Origin of the sequence: Azospirillum thermophilum, from assembly GCF_003130795.1 — a bacterium.
Lineage (GTDB): Bacteria > Pseudomonadota > Alphaproteobacteria > Azospirillales > Azospirillaceae > Azospirillum > Azospirillum thermophilum.
This window is the reverse complement of the sequence record NZ_CP029353.1, coordinates 864384-889549: the sequence shown is the minus strand read 5'-3', so window position 1 is coordinate 889549 and position 25166 is coordinate 864384. Positions and strand designations below refer to the sequence as shown.

Genomic DNA, 25166 nt, shown 5'->3' with positions numbered 1-25166 from the left:
GCCTGCGCTCAGGCCAGCATGTCCAGCAGCCGCCTGGTGTTCTCCTGGCTCGCCTCCATCACCTTGGCGCTGGCGGCGAAGTCGATCCTGGCGGAGGAGATGTCCAGCACCACGGCTGGATCGACGCTGCCGGCCGCGATCCGCTCCGCCGCACCGTCCAGCCGCGCCTGCGCGGCCTGCAGCCCTTCCAGGCCCGGCGGTACCGCGGCCGGCTGGGGCTGGCCGGGCAGCGGCATGCTGGAAACGGACCCGATGTCCATGGCGAAGCCCTTCCCGCGATCGGTCGAGCCATGATCCTACAGCCGCACCGGTAAAGCCTTCCTGAATGGCGCCCGCGGCCGTCAGGAGCCGGCGAGCCGGCCGGCCAGCCGGTCGAGGAAGCGCGCCGCCTCCGCCGGGTCCCGCAGGCGCCATTGCGCGGCGGTCCCGGAAGTGTCGTCGCCGACCCGGATGCCGAAGCCGCGGCCGGACAGCGCGCGGAAGGCATCCTCGTCCGTCTCGTCGTCGCCGAGATAGAGCGGCACCGTCCCCTCCCCCGAGAGGCCCAGCGCGTCGAGCAGGGTCAGGACCGCCCGCCCCTTGTCCCAGGGCAGGTTGGGGCGGAGCTCCAGGATCTCCTTGCCGCCGGTGACGCGGAGCTGCGCCCGCTCCGCCGCGACCGACCGGACCACGGCGGCCACCGCGGGCTTGTCCGGCGGGGCGACCTGACGCGTGTGGATGGCGATGGCGAACCGCTTGCGCTCGACCAGCGTGCCGGGGATCGCGGCGAGGCGGGCACGCAGGTCGATGTCGGCGCCTTCCAGTTCGCCGAGATACTCCTGGCCGATCTGCGTGCGCAGTCCGGGGCCGCGGATGTCGAAACCGTGGCTGCCGGCATAGACCAGCCCCTCCAGCCCGACCATCCGCGCCACGTCGTCGAGGTCGCGGCCGCTGACCACCGCCACCGGACACAGGGCGGACAGCCGCCGGATCGTGCCCCGCACCGCCTCGTCCAGCACGGCGAGCTCGGGCCGCGGGGCGAGCGGCACCAGCGTGCCGTCATAGTCGAGGAACAGGGCCGGCCGCCGGCCGGCCAGCGCCGCGATGAAATCGCCGAAACAGGCCAGCGCGGACGGGCCGGCCGCGCGGTCCGCGCCGGTTTCCTGGTTGCCGGTGTCTGGTCTGCCGGTGTCTGTCGCCTGTGCCACGGGATGCGTCTCCGTCCTGTCTCCGGCCGGCAAGGGTCCGGCCGATCCCAGCCGCAGTCGGCTTGGGCTCGACATTCTCAACGGGTCAGGCTGCGGAAAGGTCCGGAGAGCGGCGGCGGCGGATACCGGCCCCATATTGGAAGGATCGCCAACAATCTGTGGCCCAACCGCCACAGACCCCCTCCAAAAGCTTCGGCCCCGTGACGGGGCCGATGCATTAGGGGGTTGCGCCCCCCTGGGGATTTGTTAATGTTGCAGTGCAGCAAGCGATTGCTGCTTCGCCCTTCTTGGGCGTTTCCTCCCTAAACTCAAGGCCGCTGGTTTCAGCGGCCTTTTTTCTGCCAGAAACCCGGCCCCGAAGGCAACCCCCGACATGCGGGATAATCCTTCGGACTGCTGATTTTTTGCCTTGCGACCGACTTCGCCTCCGGCCCGGCCGGACTCCCGCGCAAAAATGCTCGCCCCGCGACATGGAATCACTGCCACCGCAGCCGCATCTGTCGTATAGAAGCCGGCGAACCTGGAGCGAGGAGATACCCCATGGACATCGCCCTGATGGTCTTGGCCGTCGTGTTCTTCTTCTGGCAGACCATCTCCGAGTAACCCACCCGGAGAGCGGCCGGTCTGCGCCCGGCGGCAGGACTGCCCGAGCACCAAGAAACCCAGCACCAAGAAACCCAGCACCAAGAACACGGAAAGGGCGGCCCCGGTCTCCAGGGCCGCCCTTTCCGGTTTGCGGCAGTTCCGTCTTCCGAGGCCGGCCTTCCCGCCGGCGCTCAGTCGGCGCCCTGCGGGCCGAGATGGGAATGGGCGGCGGAGATCATCCGCATCGTCTCCATGATGGAGCCGATGGCCTCCGTCAGGTCGGCCCGTCCGCCGGCATCCGGCACGGCGGGCAGCGCCGACTCGAGCTCGGCCGCCGCCTCCTGCAGGCGCGCGCAGGCCTCCTCGAGATGGCGGGAGGTCTCCAGCGGCTTTGCAAATTGCAGTTCGCCGTGAAGCCCTCCGGCTCGATTTGCGAAACGGTTTGCAGAATGCAAAGGCGTCGCGGCAGAGACGCTTCGAATCCCCGGTCTTCTGCGAATCATGGGCTGGCCCCCTGTTGTCTGCCCCTAAAACGGGCAAAAGCCGTGCCAACCCAACGATCGATTGTCCGCCAACGATTGCCGGACGCCGGCCGCCGGACGGGTCCCGGCCGTCACGCCGGGTCCGGCACCAGCCAGGCCGCCCCGCGCATTCCGCTTTCCGCCCCGAAGCGGGCCTGGACGAAGCGGGTTCGCGGGCTGGCGGCCAGTGTCCAGCGGCCCCAGCGCTCCGGCACCGTCCGGTAGAGTCCCGGCAGGTCGCACAGCCCGCCGCCCACCACCACCACATCGGGGTCGAGCAGGTTCAGCACCGGGGCCAGCGCGCGGGCCAGCGCATCGGCATGGGCCTCCAGCGTGGCGAGCGCCGCCGCGTCGCCGGACCGGGCGCGGGCGGCGATCTCCGGCGGCTCCACCACCTCACCGGCCCGCGCCGCGTGCAGCCGCGCCAGCCCGGCGCCGCACAGCACCGTCTCGATGCAGCCCGGCCGGCCGCAGCCGCAGCGCACCGGCGGGCCGTCCGCCTCCTCCCGCCAGGGAAGCGGCGCGTGCCCCCACTCGCCGGCCAGGGCGTTGGCACCGGGCAGCACGCGGCCGTCCACCACGATGCCGCCGCCGACCCCGGTGCCGAGGATGATGCCGAACACCACCGGCGCGCCGGCGGCGGCCCCGTCCACCGCCTCCGACAGGGCGAAGCAGTTGGCGTCGTTGGCGATGCGTACCGGGCGGCCGGTCCGCTCCGACAGGTCGCCGGCCAGCGGCCGGCCCTCCAGCCAGGGCAGGTTCGCCGCACGCAGCACGGTGCCGGCCGCCGCGTCGACGATCCCCGGCAGGCTGATCCCGATGCCGAGCGGGCCGTCGCCGGCCCGGTTCTCCAGTTCCGCCACCGCGGCCGCCAGCGCCGCCAGGGTGCCGGCATAGTCGCGGGGCGTGGCGGCACGGCAGCGGGCGCGCTCGCCCTGCCGGTCGAGGGCGACGGCCGCGATCTTGGTGCCGCCGAGGTCGATGCCGATGCGCATGGGCTGCCCTGCCTGGACGTTCCGGAGACGTGGATTTTTCGGGGTGGGTTCGGCTTTGGGAGCAACCCTATACCGCCCGCCGAACGGCATACCAGACCTCGAACGGGTGGCCCACCCCGGAAGAGGGGGACCACCCGCCCTTTGCACCGTCCGCGCGCAGACAAGCGGTCGCTAAAGTCAGGATCGAGTATCCGCGTCCCCAGAGGCTTGTGCAGCACCCATGGACCGTTCAGCATCGCAGGCGCCACGACCCCAGACCTCCTGCCCGCCGGCCGCCGCCGCAGGGCCGGCCGGAGCCGATGCGCAGCGGGCCGAGGTCTACGAGGGTCTCCTGCTCGCCCTGCTGGCCCGCAAGCGCCTGCTGGTGCTGGTCGGCGAGGTCGGGTCCGGCCGCCGCGCCATCTTCCGCGATCTGGTCGAGCATGTCGCCTCCGACGGCGCCATGGTGCTGCCCGTCACCGCACGGCTGGGGGCCGAGGTCGACGACCTGATGCGCGAAGCCGGCGAGGCCGCCCTGCCGGCGGAGGAGGACGAGGAGCGCGACTTCGACGCGCTGATCGAAGCGCTGGAGGAGAGGCTGGAGCTCGCCGGCACCGGCCTGCTGGCGGTGGAGAACGCCGGGCTGCTCGCCCCGCCGGTGCTGGGCGACCTGATCGACCTCAGCCGCTCCGAAACCCCGAGCGGCCGGTTCCTGCAGATCCTGCTGTGCGGCACGCCGGAGCTGGAGCGCACGCTCGCCCGCCCCGGCCTGGCCGAGGCGGTTCGCGATCTCGGCGTCATCTACCGGCTGTCGCCGGGCGCATCGCCCACCGTGACGCCCCGGGCGCCGGAGGAGGATGCGGAGCCGGCGCCCTCCTCCCCCCGTCCGCGCAGATTCATCGAGCCGGCACCCAGCGCCCCGGCGCCGCCCGAGATGATGCCGCGTTCCGAGACGACGCCGGCCGCGCGGCCGGAGCCGGTCGACGACTGGGACCGGTCCTTCGACTGGACGGCGCGCGATCCCTCCTTCCCGCCGCCGTCGCGCCCGCATCGCCGGACCGCGCTGGTCGCCGGCGCCGCGCTGACCACCCTGGTCCTGCTGGCCGGGGCCGGCGTCGCCGTGTGGACCGCCATGCCCGGCAGCGCCCAGCCCGGCAGCGCCCACTCCGGTGCCGCCCACTCCGGTGCCGCCCAGGCCCTCGGCGGCATCGAGCGGAGCTGGGACCGCGCCACCGGCGCCGTCGAGCGGGCGGTGCGCAGCCTGCTCGGCGACCGCCAGGAGGACGAGGCGCTGGCGCTCGCCTCCCGCATGACCGAACCGCGGGCCGACCCCGCGGCCGGCGCCTCGGCCGGCTCCCGGGTCATCGTGCCTGCCCAGCCGTCGATCGTGACCACCAAGGATGCCGCGGCCAAGGATACCGGCAGCGCTCCTGCGCCGCGGGCCGACGCGGCACCCTCCGCGGCCCCCGGGCCGGAGGCCGCCGCGAAGCCGCCGGCCGGGACCCCGCCCGCCGCCGCGCCGTCCGGGACGCAGGTCGCCGCGGTTCCGCCCTCCGACACGACCGTCCGCACCGACGCGGGCCCCGGCGGGCCGGTGCCCAGCAAGTCGCCCAATGCCGAGGCCGCGCCGGCCGGTGCCGCCGCCCTGCCCCCGCTGGAGGAGCCCGCCGCCGGTCCTGCCGCCGGCTCCGCCCTCACCTCCACGGGGAGCGGCGACGGCGACCAGGGGCAGCAGCAGCGGGTGCGCTCGCTGGCCGATCAGGCGAAGCGGCAGATCGCCGGCAAGCGCCTGACCACCCCGCCGGGCGACAACGCCTTCGAAACGCTGCAGCGCCTGCGGCAGATCGCGCCGACGGCACCGGAGGCCGCGGACATCCAGGGCGCCATCGAGCAGACCTACCGCCGCTGGGCCGCCGCCGCCGAGCGCGACGGCGACTTCGGCGAGGCGCGCCGCTTCTACGAACGCGCCCTGTCCGTCTCCCCCGACAGCGCAGACCTGCAGGAACGGCTGAAGTCCGCAGGAGACAAGCGCCTCGCCTCCGACATGGCGGCCACGGCCACCACAAGCACCACACCGGAGGTCGAGCCCGGCCTGGACAGCCGCGAGGCCGTCCTGGCCCTGCTGCGCCGCCCGGCGGAGCTGTCGCGGATGCTGCAGTCCGGCACCGCGCCCGACACGCGGGTCGGCAACGGCAAGACGCTGCTGATGATCGCCGCCGAGCAGGGGCTGACCGATGCGGTCAAGCTGCTGCTGGACCGCAAGGCGCGCACCGACCTGCGCACCGCCGACGGGGCGACCGCGGTCATGTATGCCGCCTGGGGCGGGCATGAGAGCACGGTGACGGCACTGGCCGACGGCGGGGCCGACCTCGACGCCACCAACGACGACGGCAAGACCGCCCTGATGGCGGCGGCGGCGCGGGGCCATCTCGGCGTGGTGCAGGCGCTGATCCAGCGCAGCGTCCAGGTGGACCGCAGCACGGCCAACGGCTGGACCGCCCTGATGTATGCCGCCAACAACGGCCACGACCGGGTCGCCCGGCTGCTGGTCGACCACGGCGCCAATCCCTACCGCATGGACACCAACGGCAACTCGGCCCTGACGCTGGGCGCGCTGCAGGGCCATGTGCAGGTGGTCGAGGCCCTGAAGCCCCGGTAGGGCGGCGCGGCGCTCTCCGGCGACGGCGGCCGGAGGCGGCAGGCCGGGACGCCCCTACTCGCCCTCCACCAGCGTGGTGCCCCGCCAGGTGCCGGCCCGCTCCATCCCGTTGGCATAGCGGTAGACGCCCGCCCCCTCCGGCTGGTTGTTGCGGAAGGCCCCGGCATAACGGTCGCCGTTCGAGAAGCTCATCACGCCATAGCCGTTCATCGCATCGTCCGCCCACTCGCCCTCGTAGAGCTGGCCGTTGGCGAAGCGGTAGACCCCCGTCCCCTGGCGAAGCTGCCGGCGGTCGCCGGGCTGATCGGACGGAACGGCCCACGCGCCCTGATAGACGTCGCCGTTGGGGAAGCTGTACTCCCAGTGGCTGTCGGACCGGCCGCGCTGCGCCTTTGCGGCGGCCTGGCGCGCCTCGGTCTGGGCGGAGCGGGCCTCCTTCTCGGCCTTCTCGGCAGCCTGGGCGGCGGCCTTTGCCGCGGCACGGGCGGCCGGATCGGAACTGCCGCCCCAGGAGCCGGATGGCGACCCGGAGGGCGGGTTCGGCGAGGAACCGGACGCCCCGCCCTCCCCCCGGCCGCTGCTGCCGTGGATCGGGATCGGCGCCCCGACCTGCGGCGGCGGGCTGGCCGCCACCGCGCCGGGGCTGACCGCGACCGCCGTGCCGGGCGCCGCCTCGCTCCAGCGGTCCGACAGGATCGAGGCGGTGGCGAAGCCCTCCTGGCCGAAGCGGTCGCGCACGCGCACCCAGCTGCTGTCGGGCACCGAGTCCAGCACGGTCAGCATGCCGCCCGGCTCCAGTTCCCTGATGCCGCGGGCTCCCAGTACGGGCTGGGTGAACATCATGCCGGGACGCACCACGGCATAGATGCCGGGCGCCAGCGCCGCGGGCGGCGGCGGGAGCTGCGGAGCCGCTTCCTCCTGCTGGGGCGGCTTCGGCGCCTCGGCGCGGGCGATCTGCTCGCCCTTCGGCGTGTCCGGCTTGGCCGGGGGACGGGGCGTCGGCGCGGCCTGCGGCGCGGCCGCCGTCGCGGGCACGAGGACGAGGTCGCCGCCCAGCCGGTCCTGCAGCCAGGGGTGTTGCCGGCCGCCGGTCCGGGCGACCAGCGTGCGGGCGACCTCCGCCAGCGAATCGCGGAAGCCGACGCCGGGCTTCACCATCTCCCGCGCCAGCGTGGCGGTGAAGGAGTCGGGGCCGGAACCGCCGGCGCCGGCGACGGGCGGCGTGTCGGGCCGGTGGGCATAGACGACGAACAGCCTCTCCACCTCCGGCGGGGCGCCCAGCACCGGCCTCGCCGCCCCGGCCGACTGTTTGGCGAGCCGCTCGGCCAGCGGATTCCCCGGCACCGGGTCGAGCACGACGACCGCCCGCCGGCCGGTCTGCTGCATCTGGCGCAGCAGCCCGTCCAGCTCGATCGCCTCGCCCGCCGCGTCGCCCGCCGCCGCCAGCCGGGCGTCGACCGGCAGCAGATACTCGCGGTCGCCGACGCTCAGGGCGCCGCCGCTGTAATAGAGGAAGCCCAGCTCCGACTGGCCCAGCGCGTCGCGGAAGCGCGCCAGCGCCGCGGCCATCGCGGCACGGTCGAGGTTGTCGATGGTCGTCACCTCGAATCCGGCGCGGCGCAGCGCCGTCGCCATGGCGCCGACATTGGCCGCCACCGCCGCGGCGGACTGCGAAGCCCCCCCGGCGTTGCGGTACTCACCGTTGCCGACCACCAGCGCCACCCGGCGCTCCTGCCCCGCTGCGGCCCCGCTGCCCGCGACGACGAGCATTGCGGCGACCAGAAGCCTGCGCCAAACCATCGTCCCGACCCGTTCCTTTCGCACCTGCACCATGCCCGTAAACCAACAGGACAGTAGCGGCGGCGGGCGCCGGCCGGTCCGGCTCTTTCGGATAGCCCGAAGGAAGGGGGCCTAGCCGGAACGATCGGGCGTAGTGACCGATGCGCACATCTGCCCGGCACCGCGGTGGCACCCCGCTTGCGGCACGGCGCTTTCCCTTTGCGGCGAACACCATTATATGACGCCCTTTCCATAGACAGCGAGGAAGCGCCATGCCGCCCGCAAAGCCGACGGTCGCCAAGATGACCGACACCGAAATCGCCCGGGTGCAGGCCTACCTGCGCAAGACTCTGGGCAACACCAAGATCACCATCGAACCGCCCGCCAAGGCCGGCCAGTCGGCCGAGGTCACGCTGGACGGCGAGTTCGTCGGGACGCTCCACCGCGACTTCGACGAGGGCGAGGTGTCCTACGCCCTGCATGTGGTGATCCTGGAAGAGGATCTGCCGGAGCTTCCGTCCAAGCGCTGAGACGCGCCGACGGGGTCCGTCCGCCGGGGGCGCTCAACGCGCGTGGGGCCGCAGCTCCGCCGCGAGCGCCGCCAGCAGCGTCTCCCCCGCCGACAGGCTGAGGCCCCGCACCAGCACGATGGCGGGCTGCTTGCCCTTGCGGCGCATCACCAGACGGACCGGCCGGGCCGCCGCCCGCTTCAGCTCCTCCGGCCCCTCCACCGGCACCGCCCCGGTGACGAGATCCAGCTCCGCCCGGTGGCCATAGTCGGCGTCCGGCGAGACATGGGCGATGAACAGCGGCTTCCTGCTCGTCATCGGCATCAGGACGAGGTCGCGGATCGTCTTGTGCGGATAGATCATCCGGCCGTTCACCGTCAGCCCGACCGGCGTCACCGCCAGCCGCACCCCGTGGCTGCGCACGGTGCGCACCAGCGCCACCACCCACATCAGCAGCACCGGCAGGGTGCAAAGCGCCGCCAGCCAGCGCAGCAGGCCGGCATGCGGCTCCGGCGCCAGTCCGGCCAGCCCGATCAGCATGATGGAGATCGCTCCGGCGATCAGCAGCGCCCGCGTCCGGATCGGCGGCGCCTTGGCCGGGGTCGCGATGAAGACCGGGCCGGACGTCGACTCCTCGCGCGTGATCTCCACGGGTTGCATCTGCCGGTCCCTGCCAGTGAGCCTGTCGTCCGCCCGCGCCGCGGGAGGGTCCCCTTTGTCCGCGCTTTCCCCCGCGATTTCAATTCTCTGGATTGCAAGTGCTTGAATGCGGGCCGCGGCGTCGCGCTATAGTGCTGGTGCCGCTGATCATCAGCGGCCACCAATGATAACAGTCCGGGGAGTGAGACGATGGGCGAGACCGCCACCCTGCCGCCCGTGCCGCGCGACGTCGCCGTCAACCCGATTCGCAGCGCCGCCGACTGGCAGGCGATGCGCACGGCCTGCGAGCGGGATCCCGGCGCCTTCCACGGCGACATCGCGGCCACCACCATCCATTGGTTCGACGGCGCCAACTGGCTGATGCGCGATGCGGACGGCACATGGCGCGGCTGGAACGCCACGACGGGCGAGCCGGCGGAGCGGCGGGACTGGACAGCCTGGACCACCGCCTTCGACGACCGCGACGCGCCCTTCTACCGCTGGTTCTCCGGCGGGCTGACCAACGCCGCCTTCAACGAGGTCGACCGCCACGTCCTGTCCGGCCACGGCGGCGAGGTCGCCTACTGGTACGAGGGCGACCGCTGGGACGCCACCGCCAACGGCGGGCGCGGCGGCCCGGTCCACCATGTCGCGCTGACCCGCCGGGAACTGCTGATCCGTTCCGTCCTCGCCGCCCGGGCCCTGACCGGCCTGGGGCTGGAGCCCGGCGACCGCATCGCGCTCAACATGCCGAACATCCTCGACCAGATCGTCTGGACCGAGGGGGCGAAGCGGCTGGGCGTCATCTACACCGCGGTCTTCGGCGGCTTCTCCGACAAGACGCTGTCCGACCGCATCGAGAATGCCGGCGCCCGCGTCGTCATCACCGCCGACGGCGCCAGCCGCAACGCCGAGGTCGCCCCCTTCAAGGAGGCCTACACCGACCCGGCGCTCGACCGCTACGTCGCGGTCCCGACCGCCCTGCGCATCGCCGGCGAGGTGGTGCGCGCCAAGCTCGGCGACGAGGCGCTGATGGGGGCGCTGATGGAGCCGGTGCGCGAGGCGCTGGGGTCCGAGATCACCGTCGCCCCGGCAGACCTGATGCGCGAGCTCGGCCGCGCACTCGACCGGACGGGCGGGCTCGACGCCGGCACCGTCGCCGACCTGCGCGCCAGCGTGGCCGAGGCGTTGGCCCACGCCCCCTCCCGCGTCGGGACGGTGATCGTCGTCCGCCACGCCGCCCTGCCGGAGATGGCCTGGACCGAAGGGCGCGACGTCTGGGCGCACGACCTGCTGGCCGCGGCGGAGCGGGAGATCTGCCGCGAGGCCGGGCTGCCGGACATGGCGGCGCTGCGGGCACTCGACGACCGGGCGCTCTATGCGGTGCTGGCGAAGGCGGTGCCCTGCCGGCCGGTCGACGCCGACTATCCGCTGTTCATCATCTACACCTCGGGCTCGACCGGGAAGCCCAAGGGGGTGGTGCATGTCCATGGCGGCTATGTCGCCGGCCTCGCCCACACCATGACGGTCAGCTTCGACGCGCTGCCCGGCCGCGACGTCATCTATGTCGTCGCCGACCCCGGCTGGATCACCGGCCAGAGCTATCTCATCACCGCCAGCCTCGCCGCCCGCATCCCCGGCATCGTGACGGAGGGGGCGCCGGTCTTCCCCAACGCCGGCCGCTTCGCCTCGATCATCGAGCGGCATCGGGTGACCATCTTCAAGGCGGGCGTCACCTTCCTGAAGACGGTGATGACCAACCCGGAGAACCGCGCCGACGTCGAACGCTACGACCGCTCCAGCCTGCGCGTCGCCACCTTCTGCGCCGAACCGACCAGCCCGCCGGTGCAGGCCTTCGGCATGCAGGTGATGACCCCGCAATACATCAACAGCTATTGGGCGACCGAGCATGGCGGCATCGTCTGGACGCACCCCTACGGCAACCCCGACCAGCCGCTGCGCGCCGACGCCCACACCTACCCGCTGCCCTGGGTGCTGGGCGACGTCTGGGTGACGGAGGGCGAGCCCGACGCCGACGGGCGCCACGCCTTCCGCCCGGCGGAGCTGGAGGAGAAGGGCGAGATCGTCATCACCGCCCCCTACCCCTACCTCGCCCGCACCATCTGGGGCGATGCCGGGCGGGTCGGCCGGCCGGACTGGACAGGCGATCTCGACCGCTTCGCCAGGACCTATTTCGGCCGGTTCCGCGACGGGAACGGCCGGCCGGTGCTGGCCTATCTGCAGGGCGACTTCGCGCGCCGGTACGAGGACGGCTCCTTCAGCCTGCATGGCCGCTCCGACGACGTCATCAACGTGTCCGGCCACCGTATGGGCACCGAGGAGATCGAGGGCGCCATCCTGCGCGACAAGCAGATCAACCCCGACAGCCCGGTCGGCAACGTCATCGTCGTCGGCGCCCCGCACCGCGAGAAGGGGCTGACCCCGGTCGCCTTCGTGCTGCCGGCCAAGGGGCGCGACCTGACCGCCGACGACGAGCGGCGGCTGAAGGACCTCGTGCGCCAGGAGAAGGGGGCGGTCGCCGTGCCCTCCGACATCCTGGTGGTCCAGGCCTTTCCGGAGACACGGTCCGGCAAATACATGCGCCGCTTCCTGACCGCGATGATGACCGGCGAGCCGCTCGGCGACACCTCCACCCTGCGCAATCCGGAATGCCTGACGGCGCTGCGGGCGCAGGTCGAGGCGTGGACCCGCGGCCAGCAGCGGGCGGAGGAGCAGACGCTGATCGAGCGCCAGCGCTTCCTGACCGTGCAGTACGACCGGCTGGCGGAGGGGGTGACGCTCGCCACCCTGACCATCGACAACCCTCCGGTCAACGCGCTGTCCGACCGGCTGCTGGACGAGCTGGATACGCTGGTCCACCACCTCGCCCGTCGGGCCGACGTGCGGGCGGTGGTGATCACCGGGGCGGGCGGCCGCAGCTTCGTCGCCGGCGCCGACATCCGCCAGCTCGCCGACGAGGTGCATGACGAGGACGAGGCGCGCGCCCTGCCCGCCAAGGCCCATGCCGTCTTCCGCGCCATCGGGACGATGGGCAAGCCGGTGATCGCCGCCATCCGCGGCGTGGCGCTCGGCGGCGGCTGCGAACTGGCGATGGCCTGCCATTTGCGCGTCGCCGATCCGCGCGCGCGGCTCGGCCAGCCGGAGATCAACCTGTTCCTGCCTCCCGGCTATGGCGGCACCCAGCGGCTGCCGCGCCTCCTGCTGCGCAAGGACCCGGAGGCCGGCTACGCCCGCGCGCTGGAGATCCTGCTGTCCGGCCGCCAGATCGACGCGCAGACGGCGCTCGACTGCGGGCTGGTCGACGTGATCGCCCGCGGCGCCGACGACGCCTTGACGCTCGCCCGCAGCATGGCGCGGCGGATGGCGCTGGGCGACGCGGACGCCGTTCCCCCGCCGGGACGGGGAGCGGACGAGGACACCGTCCCGCGGCCCGTCCCGGCGCGGGACGAGCGCATCGCCGCCCTGCTGCGCCAGGCCCACGCGGTCGGCCGCGGCCCCGTCGCCGACACCATCGTCGCCCTGGTCGACACGGGGCTGCGCGAGGGCTTCGAGGCCGGATGCGCCGCGGAGATCGCCGCCTTCGCCCGGTTCCTGCTCGACAGCGAGACCGGCGCGCGCAAGGGCATCGCGCTCTTCCTGGAAAAGCGGTCGCCGCCGCTGCCCGCCCGGCCGCGGGTCCGGACGCCGAAGTCGGACCTCGCGGCGGCCGGCGCGCTTCTGCCCATCGGCAGCCCCTTCTTCCCCGGCGCCACGCCGCTGCCGCGCTGGCAGCTCGCCCAGGCGGTGGTGCGGGACGCGGAGACCGGCGCTGCCCGCCACGGCGACCCGATCGACTCGGAGGTCGAGCTCGTCGTCCCGGTGCCGGAGCCGGGTCCCAACCAGGCGCTCGTCTATGTCCTGGCGTCGGAGGTCAACTACAACGACGTCTGGGCGCTGACCGGCATCCCCATCTCGCTGTTCGACGAGCATGACGAGGATGCCCACATCACCGGCAGCGGCGGCGTCGGGCTGGTGGTCCGGCTGGGCGAGGCGCTGCAGGCGCAGGGGCGCCTCGGCGTCGGCGACCTCGTGGCGGTCTATTCCGGCGTCTCCGACCTGCTGGATCCGGAGGCCGGCGCCGATCCGATGTTCACCGACTTCCACATCCAGGGCTACCAGTCGCCGGACGGCAGTCATCAGCAGTTCATGCTGGCCGACGGCCCGCAGCTCTTCCACCTGCCGCCCGACCTGACGCTGGAGGAGGCCGGCAGCTACATGCTGGCCGCCGGCACCGCCTATCGCGCCCTGTTCACCGCGCTCGACCTGCGGCCCAACCAGCGGCTTCTGGTGGAGGGGGCGGCCGGCGGAACCGGCGCCTGGACGGTGGAACTGGCGCTGGCCCGCCGGGTGAAGGTCACCGGCATGGTGTCGTCGGAGCGCCGCGCCGCCGCCATCCGCGCCCGCGGCGCCGGCGCCGTCGACCGCAGCCCGCACGAGGCCGCCTTCACCCGCATTCCGGCCGATCCCGCCCGATGGCGCGCCTGGGAGGAGGCCGGCCGCCCCTTCCTCGACGCGGTGCGCGCCGTCAACGACGGCCGGCTGGTCGACGCCGCGGTCAGCCATGCCGGCGAGACGGCCTTCCCGCGCAGCTTCCAGGCGCTGGCGGATGGCGGGGCGCTGACCTTCTTCGGCGCCTCCAGCGGCTACCACATGACCTTCCTCGGCAAGCCGGGCAGCGCCACGCCGGCCGACATGCTCGCCCGCGCCCGGCTGCGCCCCGGCGAGGCGGTGCTGGTCTTCTACGGCGCCGGCGCGGTCGGCCTGCGCGACGACACGGCGCTGGCGGCCATCGAGGCGGCGCGCGAGGCGGGCGGGCGCATCTGCGTCGTCACCGACCAGGATGCCGAGCGCGATTTCGTCCTGTCGCTCGGCTATGGCGAGGCGCTGGCCGGCGCGGTGTCGCTGGCCGAGATCGCGCGGCGCGTGCCGCACTTCGTCTGGCCGGACACCATGCCCGACCTGCCCGACCCGCAGCGCGAGACCGCCGCCTTCAAGGAGGCCGTCCGCCTCTTCACCGAGGAGACCTTCAAGCCGCTCGGCCAGGCGGTCGGCCGCATCCTGCGCTCCTCCGACAACCCGCGCGGCATGCCGGACGTGGTGGTGGAGCGGGCGCGGCGCGACACGCTGGCCGTCTCCACCATGATCCTGCGGCCGCACACCGGCCGCGTCGTCTACTGCGGCGACATGGCGGGCCGGCGTTACAGCTTCTATGCGCCGCAGGTGTGGATGCGCCAGCGCCGCATCCTGATGCCGACCGCCGCCATCATCGGCACCCATCTGTCGAATGCGGCGGAAATCGCAGGGCTGAACCGCGTCATCGCCTCTGGTGCGGTGCGCGTCCCGCCGACATACCTCGGACCCTGGGACGATCTGCCGACGCTTCATCAGGCGATGTGGGAGAACCGGCTGCCCGAGGCGACCGGCGGGGCCGCCAAGGCGGTGGTCAACCATGCCCTGCCGGAACCGGGGCTGAAGTCCCGCGACGACCTGCTCATCGCCTGGGCGGGCCTTCTCGCGAAGGGCTTCCCGGCATCCGGACCGAAGGCATGAGGCTGATCCTTTCCGACCTGACCCATCGCTATGACGAGCTGACCGTGCTGGAGGGCATCGACCTGACGGTGCGGGAGGGAGAGGTGCTGGCCGTCATCGGCCCCAGCGGCTGCGGCAAATCCACCCTGCTGGGCATCGCCGGCGGCATCGTCGCGCCGACCGCCGGCCGGGTGGAGGTGACGGGGAGCGGCCGGACGGCTGCCTGAACCCCATCACCTTCGTCTTCCAGGACTTCGCCCTGCTGCCCTGGCGCAGCGTCGAGGACAATGTGGCGCTGGTGCTGGAGCATCATCCCCTGCCGGCCGCCGAGCGGCGGGAGCGGGTGGAGACCGGCCTGCGCCGCATGGGGCTGTGGGACTTCCGCAAGGCGCTGCCCAAGCAACTGTCCGGCGGCATGCGCCAGCGCGTCGGCATCGCCCGGGCGCTGGCCGTCCGCCCGGCCCTGCTGCTGCTCGACGAGCCGCTGTCGGCGCTGGACGCCCAGACGCGCGAGCTGCTGATGGAGGATTTCCTCGACCTCTGGCGGCGGGAGCGGACCACCGCCGTCTATGTCACCCACAATCTGGACGAGGCGCTGCGGCTGGCCGACCGCGTGGCGGTGCTGAGCCGGCGGCCCGGACGGCTGCGCGAGATCGTCGCCGTCGAGGAGCCGCGCGACGCCCGCCAGACGCCGGCCGCCCAGCTCCATCTCGCCGAGGTGCGCGACCGGCTCTGGCACCTGATCCGCGCCGAGGCGCAGCTTGCCGACCGGGAGATCGCCGATGCCTGACGGACCGGCCGCCGACATCAACCGCCAGCCGGTGCGCTTTCGCGGCGGCGGCTTCACGGTGCGCCGCCATCCCTGGGCGGCACTGGTCGCCTTCCTCGTCCTGGTCGGGCTGTGGGAGGGGCGAACCGCAGCGGACTGGTCAGCCCGCTGTTCCTGCCGCCGCCGAGCTCGGTCGCCAACGCGCTGGTCGCCATGATCGCCGACGGGTCGCTGTGGCAGAACCTGCGCGCCTCGCTGATGCGGATCGGGGTGGGATGGGCGCTGGGCACGCTGGGCGGGATGCTGGTGGGCTTCGCCATGGGCATCGGCTCGGTGGCGCGGGCGGTCGGGGTGCCGCTGGTCTCCGCCTTCTTCCCGATCCCGAAGATCGCGCTGCTGCCGCTGTTCATCCTGTGGTTCGGCATCGGCGAGCCGTCGAAGTTCGCCACCATCGGCTTCGGCGTCTTCTTCCCCACGGTGATCGCCACCTACAGCGCCATTGACGCGGTGCCGCGCAACCTGATCCGCATGGCGCAGAGCTTCGGCCTGCCCTGGCGGTCGATCCTGCGCTCCATCGTGCTGCCCGGCGCCATGCCCGGCATCCTGGCAGGCTTCCGCATCACCGCCTCGATCGCGCTGATCCTGGTGGTGGCGGCGGAGATGATCGGGGCCGAGTACGGCATCGGCGCCTTCGTGCTGACCGCCGGCAACCTGATGCAGACCGACGCGCTGCTGGCCGGCGTGCTGGTGCTGTCCCTGCTGGGGCTGGCCATCGGCACCGTCCTGTCGGTCCTGGAGCGCCGGCTGCTGCGCTGGCGCTGACAATGCCACCCGGCGACCGGTCGCGGTCGGCGGAATTCGATCCGAGCTTGAACAGGGGGGATTTGCGAATGAGCTTTGCGCGTTGGACCCGGCGGGCCTTTCTGGGCGCCGCCGCCGCGACTGTCGCCGCCACCAGCCTGCCGGCCTTCGCCCAGGGGCTGGAGAAGGCCAGCGTCGGCGTGCTGGCGCTCTCGTCGTCGGGACCGATCTTCATCGCCAAGGCCAAGGGCTATTTCGCCAGGGAAGGGCTGGACGTCGAGCTGAAGATGTTCACCTCGGCCCAGCAGGTGCCGGTGGCGGTCGCCTCGGGCGACGTGGATTTCGGCGTCACCGGGCTGACCGCCGGCTTCTACAATCTGGCCGCCAAGGGGGCCGCCACCATCGTCGCGGCGCAGAGCCGGGACGAGCCGGGCTTCCAGCTCTCCGCCTATCTCGCCACCAATGCCGCCTGGGACGCCGGGCTGAAGACGCCGGCCGACCTGAAGGGCAAACGCATCGCCATCACCACGGCGGGCTCGACCTTCCATTACATGATCGGCCTGCTCGGCCAGAAATACGGCTTCACGGTCAAGGACGTGACCATGGTGCCGCTGCAGGACGTGCCGAAGATGACCGCCGCCTTCAAGGGCGGCCAGGTCGACGCCATCCTCTCCCCGGCGACGGTGGCGCGCCAGCTCGTCGCCGACGGGGCCGGCAAGGTGATCGGCTGGGCGGGCGACGAGACGCCCTGGCAGCTCGGCGCCCTCTTCACCGCGCCCAGGACCATCAAGGACCGCCGCCCGGTGGTGGAGAAGTTCGTCCGTGCCTACAGGACGGCGCTGGCGGAATACCACGCCGCCTTCAACACGAAGGACGCCGCCGGCACCATCGTCAAGGGGCCGGGCTATGACGAGCTGCTGGGCATCATCGCAGAGGCGACCAAGCAGAAGCCGGAGCTGGTCGCCATCGGCCTGCCCTACGTCGATCCGCAGGGCCGCCTGCTGGTCGACGACGTGGTCAACCAGGTGAAGTTCTGGCAGTCCGAAGGACAGGTGGACAAGGCGCTGGACGCCAGGTCGGTCATGGACCTCAGCTTCGTCGGCCAATAACGACGACAGCCGCCGGGACGGGCAGCGGGAACCGGACGGGGATCACACCGCGTCCGGCCGCTGCTCCCGCTCCTCGACCAGGTCGCGATGGCGCCGGGCCTGCCCGCGCCCGCGCCGCTTGGCGCTGTAGAGCGCCTGATCGGCATAGCGCAGCACCGTGTCGAATCGCCGGTCGTCGGTCGGCCAGACGGCGATGCCGACGCTGCAGCCGATCTGCAGTTCCACCCCCTCCGCCTTGACCGGAACCGACAGCGCCTTGACGACCCGCTCGGCGACGCGCAGCGCCTGCTCCTCGTCCGGCTGATCGGCCATGTCCAGCAGGATGGCGAACTCGTCGCCGCCGAACCGCACCACCTGATCGACCTCGCGCACGCAGCGCATCAGCCGGCTGGCGACCGCCTTCAGCACCGCGTCGCCGACGGCATGGCCGTAGCGGTCGTTGACCGGCTTGAAGCCGTCGAGGTCGATGCACAGGATGGCCTGCGGCGTCCTCTCCTCGGGCGGCAGGGCCTCGCACCGCTCGACGAAGGCGTCGAAGAAGCGGCGGTTGGCGAGCCCGGTCAGCGGATCGGTGAAGGCGACCGTGTGCAGCGTCTGCCCCATGCGCCGGACCGCCTGCACGGCCTTGCCGACCTCCAGCGCCGGGATCCCGCCCGGCGCACAGGGGGACAGGCCGTCGATCTGCCCGGTGGACAGCCGCGCGGCCGATTGCTGGAGATGGCGCAGCCCCCGCAGCACCAGCACATCCATCAGGAACCAGACGCCGACCGTGATGCCCAGCACCACCGCCAGCACGACGGCGGCGCTGGTCATGACCTCCGCATTGATCGGGCCGACCACGTCGTCGCGCGCGATGCCGACGATCAGCGTGGAGTCGGACGCCGGCAGCCGCGCAAATCCGTGGATTCGCGGCACGGCGTCGAGACCTGTCCCGTCCACGGTGCCCTTCGTGTTGCGGATGGCATGGGCGATGACCGGATGGTCCGCCATCATGCGCCCGGAGAAGGATTGCGCATCCGGAACCCGGGTGATCACCGTGCCGTCCGAGGCGACCAGGGCGACGGCGCCGCCGGTCGACCGGGCGATCTCCTGGGAGATGCCCGACATCCATTCCAGATCGATGCCGGTGAGGATGACATGCTCCACGGCGCCCTTGCGGCTCAGGATGGGAAGCCCGGCCGCCAGCGCCGGCCTTTCCCCTCCCCCCGGTGCCAATAGCCGCCGGTCACGAAGGTCTTCTCCCGCAGCGTCCGGCGGAAGAAGTCGTGCTCCCCCACGGTGGCGTCCGGCGCGCCGTCCACCGTGCTGCAGAGAAGCGTCCCCTTGGTGTCCGCCACGGCGAAGCCGACCGCCCAGGGGTTCAGATCCTTGGCCTGGTACAGGATGTCCTTGCAGCTCCGCGGCATCGCCCAGCGCACGTCGGGGACCAGCGCCAGCATGCGGAGCGTGCTGTGGACATGAAGGATGGTCGCCGCATGATCCGCCGCCCCGCGCTCCGCCAGGCTGATCACCCGGTCCCGCGCCTGGGCGAGCTGGTCCTCCCGGTGCTCCAGGAAGTGGACGAAGATCAGGAGGATCAGCGGCATGATCGCGATCAAGACGAAGATCTCGACCTGCGCGCGCAACCCTATGCGCGGCCAGAGCCGGAAAATGCCTCTTTTAACACTGCCCGGCAGCATCCCGGCCCTCAGCCATTCAGTATATGACTGATATTTTCACTGCCGGGTCGATTTTTCAAGATCAGGAGCAGCACGGACGCGTGAGTTCATTAACTCGGCATTAAATATACGGGTGACTGTCGCAAGGTTTCTTTGAACGATCAGAAGATTGCTTCTGGTCGGCAATCTTCTTTCTTATGCAATCTTTGTTTGCACCGGCGACCTTCGCTTGCATCGAGGGTCGCGGCCGTGCTGACGCGGAGGGGGCGGCTCAGCCGCGCCGCCCCTTCGCGTAGACCTTCGGCTGGGCGAAGTTCAGGTGGTCGAGAAGCTGCTGGCTGACGCAGCCGTCCACCGGCAGCTTCGCCGCGCGCTGGTAGGCACGGACGGCCGACCGGGTCTGGGGGCCGAACCTGCCGTCCACCGCCCCGGCCCGGAAGCCGTGCTCGTTCAGCGCCTCCTGGGCGCCCTGGACATAGGCCCGGAACATCTCCGGCGGCATGCCCTCGTAGCCGCAGCCCGACGCCGGCGAAGCCGCGGACGCCGGCCCCGCGAGCAGGAGCGGGGCAAGGAAAAGTCCGGCGGCGAGCAGTCTCAGCGTCATCGTTCGTTCCTCCACCCCGGTCATGCCGCAATCGGGCGCCGCGATCAGGCGTCCGCCTCGTCGCTCTGTCCCTTGATGCGCGACGCCAGCGCCGCTTCCAGGAACATGTCGAGGTCGCCGTCCAACACCGCCTGCGACTGGGAGGTTTCCACCTCGGTGCGCAGGTCCTTCACCATCTGGTAGGGATGCAGGACGTAGGAGCGGATCTGATGGCCCCAGCCGATGTCGGTCTTGGTGGCCTCCAGCGCCGCCGCTGCGTCCTCGCGGATCTTCAGCTCGCGCTCGTACAGGCGGGCGCGCAGCATGTCCCACGCCTTGGCGCGGTTCTTGTGCTGGGAGCGCTCCTGCTGGCAGCTCACCACGATCCCGGTCGGCATGTGCGTGATGCGCACCGCGGAGTCGGTCTTGTTGATGTGCTGGCCGCCGGCGCCCGACGCCCGGAAGGTGTCGATGCGGCAGTCCTTCTCGTTGACCTCGATGTTGATCTTGTCGTCGATCACCGGGGACACCGAGACGGCGGCGAAGCTGGTCTGGCGCCGCGCCTGGCTGTCGAACGGGCTGATGCGCACCAGCCGGTGCACGCCGGCCTCGGTCTTCAGCCAGCCGTAGGCGTTGTGGCCCTTGATCTGCACGGTGGCGGACTTCAGCCCGGCCTCTTCGCCCGGCGTCTCGTCCAGCCACTCGGTCTTGAAGCCGTGCTGCTCCGCCCAGCGCGTGTACATGCGCATCAGCATCAGCGCCCAGTCCTGGGCCTCCGTGCCGCCGGCGCCGGCATTGACCTCGACATAGCAGTCGTTGGCATCCGCCTCGCCCGACAGCAGGCTTTCGAGCTGCAGCTTGGCCGCGCGGTCGCGCAGCGCGTAGAGCTGGGTCTCGGCGTCGGTGACGACGGTCTGGTCGCCCTCCGCCTCGCCCATCTCGATCAGCTCCAGGCTGTCGGACAGGTCGCGCTCCAGCGCCCGGTAGCCGGAGACCGAGGTCTCGAGCTGGGTGCGCTCGCGCATGATCTTCTGCGCCCGGTCGGGATCGTCCCAGAGCTTGGGGTCCTCGGCCAGCGCGTTCAGTTCGTCGAGACGTCGCAGTGCGTTGTCCCAGTCAAAGATGCCTCCTCAGCAGCGCCAGCGATTCCCTGATCTCGCCAGCGGCCGCTTCGATCTCGGCCCGCATCGCGGTCCTCCTCGTCAGCCAAAGTTGAACACAATCCGGTGCATATGTAGCGGCTCATCGCCGCCGATGCACCCCTCTTGTCCCCGGCCCCCGCTTCAGAGCAGCCCGACCCGCTCCAGGTCGAGCCGCAGGGCGTCGGCATCGCTGAAGTGATGCGCCGCCATGCCGAGCCCGATCGCCGCCTCGACATTCTCGCGGTTGTCGTCGATGAACAGCAGATCCGCCGCATCGAGCCCGTAACGATCCATCAGGCAGCGATAGATCGCCGGGTCCGGCTTGATCAGCCGTTCCTCACCCGAAACGATGACGCCATCGAAACGATTGAGGAAGTCAAAGCGCTGCTGCGCCCGCTTGAACTTGTCCACCGAGAAGTTGGTGATGGAATAGACCGGCACCTTGCGGGCCTTCAGCTCCGCCAGGATCTCCGGCGTGCCGGCGATCGCGCCGGGCACCATGGCGTCCCACATCTCGTCATAGGCGCGGATCAGCTCGGCGCAGTGCGGGTGCTCGGCGGTCAGGTGGGCGACCGCCTCGCTCCAGGGGCGCCCGCGGTCCTGCTCCAGGTTCCAGGCGGGCGTGCAGACGGTGGAGAGGAACTCCTCCATCAGATCCTCGTCGCCGTCGAACAGCTCGCGGTAGAGGTGCCGCGGATCCCATTCGATCAGCACCCGGCCGATGTCGAACACCACCTTGGTCGGGCGATGGTCCGGCGTAATCGATTCGATCATGGAACGACCTGCCCTCAGCTCTTGCCGCGCGCCGCGGCGACGAGGCGCTTCATCTCGTCCAGCTTGATGGCGCCGGGCACCAGCTCGTCGCCGATGACGAAGGCCGGGGTGCCGCGGATGCCCAGCGATTCGGCGAGCGCCTGGTTCATGGCGATGGTCTTCTGGATGTCCGGGCCGTCCATGTCCTTCTTCAGCCGGTCGGTGTCGAGCCCGACCGACTTGGCGAGGCGGAAGATCACCTCCTCGTCGAGCTGGCCGCGCTGGCCCATCAGCGCATTGTGGAACTCGACATACTTGCCCTGTCCGCGCGAGGCGAGCGCCGCCTTGGCCGCGACCAGCGAGGACGGGCTGAGGATGGGGAACTCCTTGAAGACGAAGCGCAGCTTGCCGTCGTCCTTGATCAGCCGGGTGACGTCGGCCTGCACGGCCTTGCAGTAGCCGCAGTTGTAGTCGAAGAACTCGACCACCGTCAGGTCGCCCTGCGGGTTGCCGGCGACCGGATCGCCGGGGTTGGCGACCAGGGCCTGCCGGTTGGCGGCCAGCGCCTGCTTGGCCCGTTCCGCTTCCGCAAGCTTCTCGCGCTGCTGCATGGCCTCGACGGCCTCCAGGATCACCTCCGGATGGCGCATCAGATAGTCGCGCACGACCTGCTCGATCGCCTTGCGCTGGCCGTCGTCCATCGCCGGGGCGGCGGACTGGGCCGAGGCGGTGCCGGGAAGGGTGAGCGCCGGCAGCGCCGCCAGTGCGACGGAAAGCGCCAGGGCGGCGGAGCGGATGCGGACCATGAACGAGAACCTCCGGTTCGACAGCAGGGTGATTTCGACAGCGGTGAAAGAGCAGTGAAGGTGGACCGGGAGCAACGCGGCTGCAAGCACCGATCCGCCCTTCCGGATGAGGGACGCGCCGGCGGCGCGGTCTATTCCCTGTCGCGCCCGGCGCGCCCGGTCTGGCCGCGGATGTCCTGGGCGCGCAGCCAGCCGGGGGAGCCGGCGGGCAGCAGCTTCTCCGCCCGCTCCGCCTGGGCCTTGGCCATCGGCAGGTCGCCGCGGGCCAGCGCCTCCTCGGCGGTGGTGTAGGCGGTCATGCCGGCATCGCCCTTCATGCTCCAGGCCTGGGCGCTCAGCCGCCACAGGAAGGCGGACTGCGCCTTGGTCTTGGCGGCGATCTGCAGGTTCTTCAGCGCCTCGTCGGCCAGCCGCGGATCGTGCTGCTCCAGCAGGGCATGGGCGAGCGAGACGCGGATCGTCCCGGCCTCGCTGCCGGCCAGCTCCACCGCCTTGCGGTAGGGGGCGACGGCGTCGGCGGCCCGGCCGGTCTGCAGCATCAGGTCGCCCTTCATCTCGTGCATGAAGGCGTTGCGCGGCTCCTCGGCGATCAGCCCGTCGACCAGCGGCAGCGCCTGCTTGACGTCGCCGCGCCGGAAATAGGCATAGGCCCGGCCGTAGCGGGCGACGAAGGAGCGGTCCTCCGGCTTGTAGCGGGCGAGCGCGCCGGTCGGGTTGAGATAGGCGTAGAGCTTGGCCTGGATGCGGCGGTAATCCTCGTTCCACACCGCCGGGACCGGCCGGTCGCTGTAGCGCGACCGCTGGACGAAGCTGCGCACCGCGTCCACCCGCTCGCGGGTCAGCGGATGGGTGCGGCGATAGCCGGCGTCGCGGTCGGTCAGCACCGGCTCGTCCGCCCCCAGCTTCTCCAGGAAGGCCAGCATCCCGCGCGAGGACAGGCCGGCCTGCTCCATGAAGGACAGCCCCGCCTGGTCGGCCGAGGCCTCCTGGCTGCGGGAGAAGGAGAGCAGGTTGCGCTCCGCCAGATGCTGGCCCAGCATCGCGCCGGCCGCACCGGCCCCGGCGTTGCCCGCCGCGACGCCGCCGACGATGCCCAGCCCCATGCCGAGCAGCGAGGAGAGGAAGGCGTTCTCCATCGCCTCCTGCCCGCGCACCAGATGGCCGCCGGCGATGTGCCCCGTCTCGTGCGCGATGACGCCGAGCAACTGCCCGACATCGTCGACGCTGAGCAGGAGGCCGGTATGCAGGAAGATGTTCTGGCCGCCGGCGACGAAGGCGTTCAGGGTCGGGTCGTTGACCAGGACGATGTTCACCGCCTCCGGATCGATGCCGGCCGCCTGGAAGATTGGCCGCGCCATGTTGCGGATGATATGTTCCGTCTCCGCGTCGCTGAGGAGCTGCAGTTCCTGCCGGCGCTGGGCGCCTGCGGGCGAGACCCCCGAAACGACCGACGCAATCATCACGACGACGATGGCGATGACCGAAACCAGCCTGCTGGGCTTGCGCACCGTTACGACCTCCGCCTGTGCTGACCGGGTGCCGGGGCCGGCGACCGGCCCGCATTCCCCTCGCCACTCTTCCCACCGAATCTGGCATCGGTTGGGCACGATTGCGATAGTGGCAGCACTGCTGCCCGGCTGCGTCAACACCAAGTTCAGGACCGACGCCGCCCTGCCCGGCTTCGTCTCGGCGGACGAGCCGCGCGCCGCCGCCATCGGGCGCGAGATCCTGAACCAGGGCGGCACCGCCGGCGATGCCGCCGCCGCCATGGCGCTCGCCATGACCGCGACGCTGCCGTCGCGCGTCGGGCTGACGGGCGGCGGAGTCTGCGTCGCCTTCGACGCCGCGAAGAAGGAGGCGCGCACCATCGACTTCCTGCCGCGCACCGCCGGCCCGGGCGGAGCGGCCATGCCGGCCCTGCTGCGCGGCATCGCCGCCCTGCAGGCGACCGCCGGCACCATGCGGTGGGAGCAGGTGGCCGTCCCGGCGGAACAGGTCGCCCAGTTCAGCCCCGGCGTCAGCCGCGCGCTGGTCCAGGATCTGACCGACTACGGCAACCGCCTGCCCGGCGACTCGGAGATGCGGCGGCGCCTGATGCCGGCCGGCGGCGTACCGGCGATCGGTACGACGCTCAGCCAGCCGGAGCTGGCCGCCACCCTGTCGCAGATCCGCCGCAACGGCGTGCCGGCCTTCTACACCGGACAGATCGGCACCGCGCTGGCCCAGGGGCTGGGCATTGACCTCGCCACGCTGCGCGCCTTCCAGCCGAAGATCACCGGGACGGTCAAGGTGCCGCTCGGCATCGTCGACGCCCATTTCGCGCAACTGCCGGAGACCGCGACGGGCACCGGCCTGGCGGAGGCCTGGAAGGCGGTGGCCGAGCTGCCGCCGGCCGAGCGGGCCGCCCGCGCCGCCCGCCTGCTGGGCGCCGGCGGGCGCGGCGCCGGCGTTCCGGGCGCCGGCCTCGTCGCCATGGACATGAACGAGAACAGCGTCGCCTGCGCGCTGACCATGGGCGCCCCCTTCGGCAATGGCCGCAGCATTCCCGGCACCGGGCTGCTCGCCGCCCAGGGAGTGACGACCGGCGGCTTCGGCGCGCCGGGACTGGTGGCGAACTCCATCGTCGGCCGCAGCCTGTTCACCGGGGTCGGCACCGCCACCGGCGACGACGGCCCGGCCGCCGGCCCCGCCGCCCTGCTGGCCGCGATCCTGCCGTCGGCGCTGGACGAACGCGGCGCCGAGGCCATCGCCGCCAGCATCGCGCCCGACCAGCCGGGCCGGTCGCAGTTCGTCGCCTGTCAGGTGGCGCAGGAGAACGGCGTCAAGACCTGCAAGACGGGCGCTGATCCGCGCGGCGCCGCCATGGGCGCCATGATCGCGAAGGAACGGCCGCGGGAGTAAGGGCTTGCGCCCCCTCCCCCGTCCTTCCCCCGGGAGAAACGAGAGACAAGACAACAAATGACCAAGCCGCCGAAAGTCTCCAAGCGGGGCGCCATTCCGCCCTTCTTCGTCATGGAAGTTCGTTGAAACAAACCGAAACCAGCGCAAACCAATATAGCCGTGATTTCAACTGCTTATAGAATGCACTGGTTTCACCCTGTCC

Annotated in this window: 22 protein-coding genes; 9 read left to right on the top strand and 13 right to left on the bottom strand. The window is 71.8% G+C overall.

The window, feature by feature from the left end:
* Positions 1 to 8: 8 nt before the first annotated feature.
* From DEW08_RS10245 to DEW08_RS10230, 4 genes are all read right to left on the bottom strand, one after another.
* Positions 9 to 260, bottom strand: coding sequence for a hypothetical protein (locus tag DEW08_RS10245; protein ID WP_109326822.1), 252 nt, complete (start codon positions 258 to 260; stop codon positions 9 to 11).
* Between the two features lie 81 nt (positions 261 to 341).
* On the bottom strand, positions 342 to 1187 hold the full coding sequence (otsB, locus tag DEW08_RS10240; protein WP_245986562.1) for a trehalose-phosphatase: 846 nt from the start codon (positions 1185 to 1187) through the stop codon (positions 342 to 344).
* 776 nt (positions 1188 to 1963) lie between these two features.
* On the bottom strand, positions 1964 to 2227 hold the full coding sequence (locus DEW08_RS10235) for a hypothetical protein (RefSeq protein WP_245986561.1): 264 nt from the start codon (positions 2225 to 2227) through the stop codon (positions 1964 to 1966).
* A gap of 158 nt (positions 2228 to 2385) precedes the next feature.
* A complete protein-coding gene (locus DEW08_RS10230) occupies positions 2386 to 3288 on the bottom strand; it encodes an ROK family protein (protein ID WP_109326816.1) in 903 nt (300 codons plus the stop codon).
* A gap of 220 nt (positions 3289 to 3508) precedes the next feature.
* Here DEW08_RS10230 and DEW08_RS10225 point away from each other — a divergent pair, with 220 nt between their 5' ends.
* Positions 3509 to 5926, top strand: coding sequence for an ankyrin repeat domain-containing protein (locus DEW08_RS10225; protein WP_109326814.1), 2418 nt, complete (start codon positions 3509 to 3511; stop codon positions 5924 to 5926).
* Positions 5927 to 5980: 54 nt separating this feature from the next.
* Here the strand turns inward: DEW08_RS10225 and DEW08_RS10220 are convergent, their stop codons facing one another.
* On the bottom strand, positions 5981 to 7726 hold the full coding sequence (locus tag DEW08_RS10220) for a caspase family protein (RefSeq protein WP_168220337.1): 1746 nt from the start codon (positions 7724 to 7726) through the stop codon (positions 5981 to 5983).
* Positions 7727 to 7977: 251 nt separating this feature from the next.
* Between DEW08_RS10220 and DEW08_RS10215 the strand changes: the two genes are divergently transcribed.
* Complete coding sequence (locus DEW08_RS10215) at positions 7978 to 8235, top strand: DUF3126 family protein (RefSeq protein WP_109326809.1); 258 nt, start codon at positions 7978 to 7980, stop codon at positions 8233 to 8235.
* 33 nt (positions 8236 to 8268) lie between these two features.
* On the opposite strand, the gene DEW08_RS10210 is transcribed toward DEW08_RS10215, so the two are convergent.
* Positions 8269 to 8874, bottom strand: a complete 606-nt coding sequence (locus DEW08_RS10210; RefSeq protein WP_245986560.1) for a hypothetical protein — start codon at positions 8872 to 8874, stop codon at positions 8269 to 8271.
* A 189-nt stretch (positions 8875 to 9063) separates the two neighbouring features.
* Between DEW08_RS10210 and DEW08_RS10205 the strand changes: the two genes are divergently transcribed.
* From DEW08_RS10205 to DEW08_RS10190, 5 genes are all read left to right on the top strand, one after another.
* Entirely contained in the window at positions 9064 to 14463 is a 5400-nt protein-coding gene (locus DEW08_RS10205) for an AMP-binding protein (protein ID WP_109326804.1), read from the top strand.
* A complete protein-coding gene (locus tag DEW08_RS33155; protein WP_281262056.1) occupies positions 14460 to 14669 on the top strand; it encodes an ATP-binding cassette domain-containing protein in 210 nt (69 codons plus the stop codon). Before DEW08_RS10205 ends, DEW08_RS33155 begins: the two co-directional genes overlap by 4 nt.
* A gap of 62 nt (positions 14670 to 14731) precedes the next feature.
* Positions 14732 to 15232 (top strand): ABC transporter ATP-binding protein, encoded by a 501-nt coding sequence (locus tag DEW08_RS33150; protein ID WP_281262055.1) that lies wholly within the window; start codon positions 14732 to 14734, stop codon positions 15230 to 15232.
* A gap of 111 nt (positions 15233 to 15343) precedes the next feature.
* Positions 15344 to 16033 carry an ABC transporter permease gene (locus DEW08_RS10195; RefSeq protein ID WP_245986559.1) on the top strand — a complete coding sequence of 230 codons (690 nt, stop codon included), beginning with the start codon at positions 15344 to 15346 and terminating at the stop codon, positions 16031 to 16033.
* 68 nt (positions 16034 to 16101) lie between these two features.
* Complete coding sequence (locus DEW08_RS10190) at positions 16102 to 17121, top strand: ABC transporter substrate-binding protein (protein ID WP_109326802.1); 1020 nt, start codon at positions 16102 to 16104, stop codon at positions 17119 to 17121.
* A gap of 42 nt (positions 17122 to 17163) precedes the next feature.
* Here the strand turns inward: DEW08_RS10190 and DEW08_RS10185 are convergent, their stop codons facing one another.
* Positions 17164 to 18267 (bottom strand): GGDEF domain-containing protein, encoded by a 1104-nt coding sequence (locus DEW08_RS10185; RefSeq protein ID WP_146214680.1) that lies wholly within the window; start codon positions 18265 to 18267, stop codon positions 17164 to 17166.
* A 14-nt stretch (positions 18268 to 18281) separates the two neighbouring features.
* Positions 18282 to 18707, bottom strand: a complete 426-nt coding sequence (locus DEW08_RS10180) for a PDC sensor domain-containing protein (protein WP_146214679.1) — start codon at positions 18705 to 18707, stop codon at positions 18282 to 18284.
* Here DEW08_RS10180 and DEW08_RS33145 point away from each other — a divergent pair.
* Positions 18706 to 18831 carry a hypothetical protein gene (locus DEW08_RS33145; protein ID WP_281262054.1) on the top strand — a complete coding sequence of 42 codons (126 nt, stop codon included), beginning with the start codon at positions 18706 to 18708 and terminating at the stop codon, positions 18829 to 18831. The two genes, DEW08_RS10180 and DEW08_RS33145, sit on opposite strands and share 2 nt — an antisense overlap.
* 219 nt (positions 18832 to 19050) lie before the next feature.
* Here the strand turns inward: DEW08_RS33145 and DEW08_RS10175 are convergent, their stop codons facing one another.
* The 5 genes from DEW08_RS10175 to DEW08_RS10155 all read right to left on the bottom strand — a co-directional run bounded on the left by DEW08_RS10175 (position 19051) and on the right by DEW08_RS10155 (position 23571).
* On the bottom strand, positions 19051 to 19383 hold the full coding sequence (locus tag DEW08_RS10175; RefSeq protein WP_109326789.1) for a peptidoglycan-binding domain-containing protein: 333 nt from the start codon (positions 19381 to 19383) through the stop codon (positions 19051 to 19053).
* Positions 19384 to 19427: 44 nt separating this feature from the next.
* Positions 19428 to 20550 (bottom strand): peptide chain release factor 2 gene (gene prfB / locus DEW08_RS10170; RefSeq protein WP_109326788.1). Its coding sequence is split into 2 segments (ribosomal slippage): positions 19428 to 20480 and positions 20482 to 20550, totalling 1122 coding nucleotides; the frame shifts between segments, so codons are not numbered across the junction.
* Positions 20551 to 20645: 95 nt separating this feature from the next.
* Entirely contained in the window at positions 20646 to 21278 is a 633-nt protein-coding gene (locus DEW08_RS10165) for an HAD family hydrolase (protein ID WP_109326787.1), read from the bottom strand.
* Positions 21279 to 21292: 14 nt separating this feature from the next.
* Positions 21293 to 22063 carry a DsbA family protein gene (locus DEW08_RS10160; RefSeq protein ID WP_109326786.1) on the bottom strand — a complete coding sequence of 257 codons (771 nt, stop codon included), beginning with the start codon at positions 22061 to 22063 and terminating at the stop codon, positions 21293 to 21295.
* Positions 22064 to 22194: 131 nt separating this feature from the next.
* Positions 22195 to 23571 (bottom strand): M48 family metalloprotease, encoded by a 1377-nt coding sequence (locus DEW08_RS10155; RefSeq protein WP_245986558.1) that lies wholly within the window; start codon positions 23569 to 23571, stop codon positions 22195 to 22197.
* Positions 23572 to 23680: 109 nt separating this feature from the next.
* Here DEW08_RS10155 and DEW08_RS10150 point away from each other — a divergent pair, with 109 nt between their 5' ends.
* Positions 23681 to 24964, top strand: a complete 1284-nt coding sequence (locus tag DEW08_RS10150) for a gamma-glutamyltransferase (protein WP_245986557.1) — start codon at positions 23681 to 23683, stop codon at positions 24962 to 24964.
* The last annotated feature ends 202 nt before the right edge of the window (positions 24965 to 25166 follow it).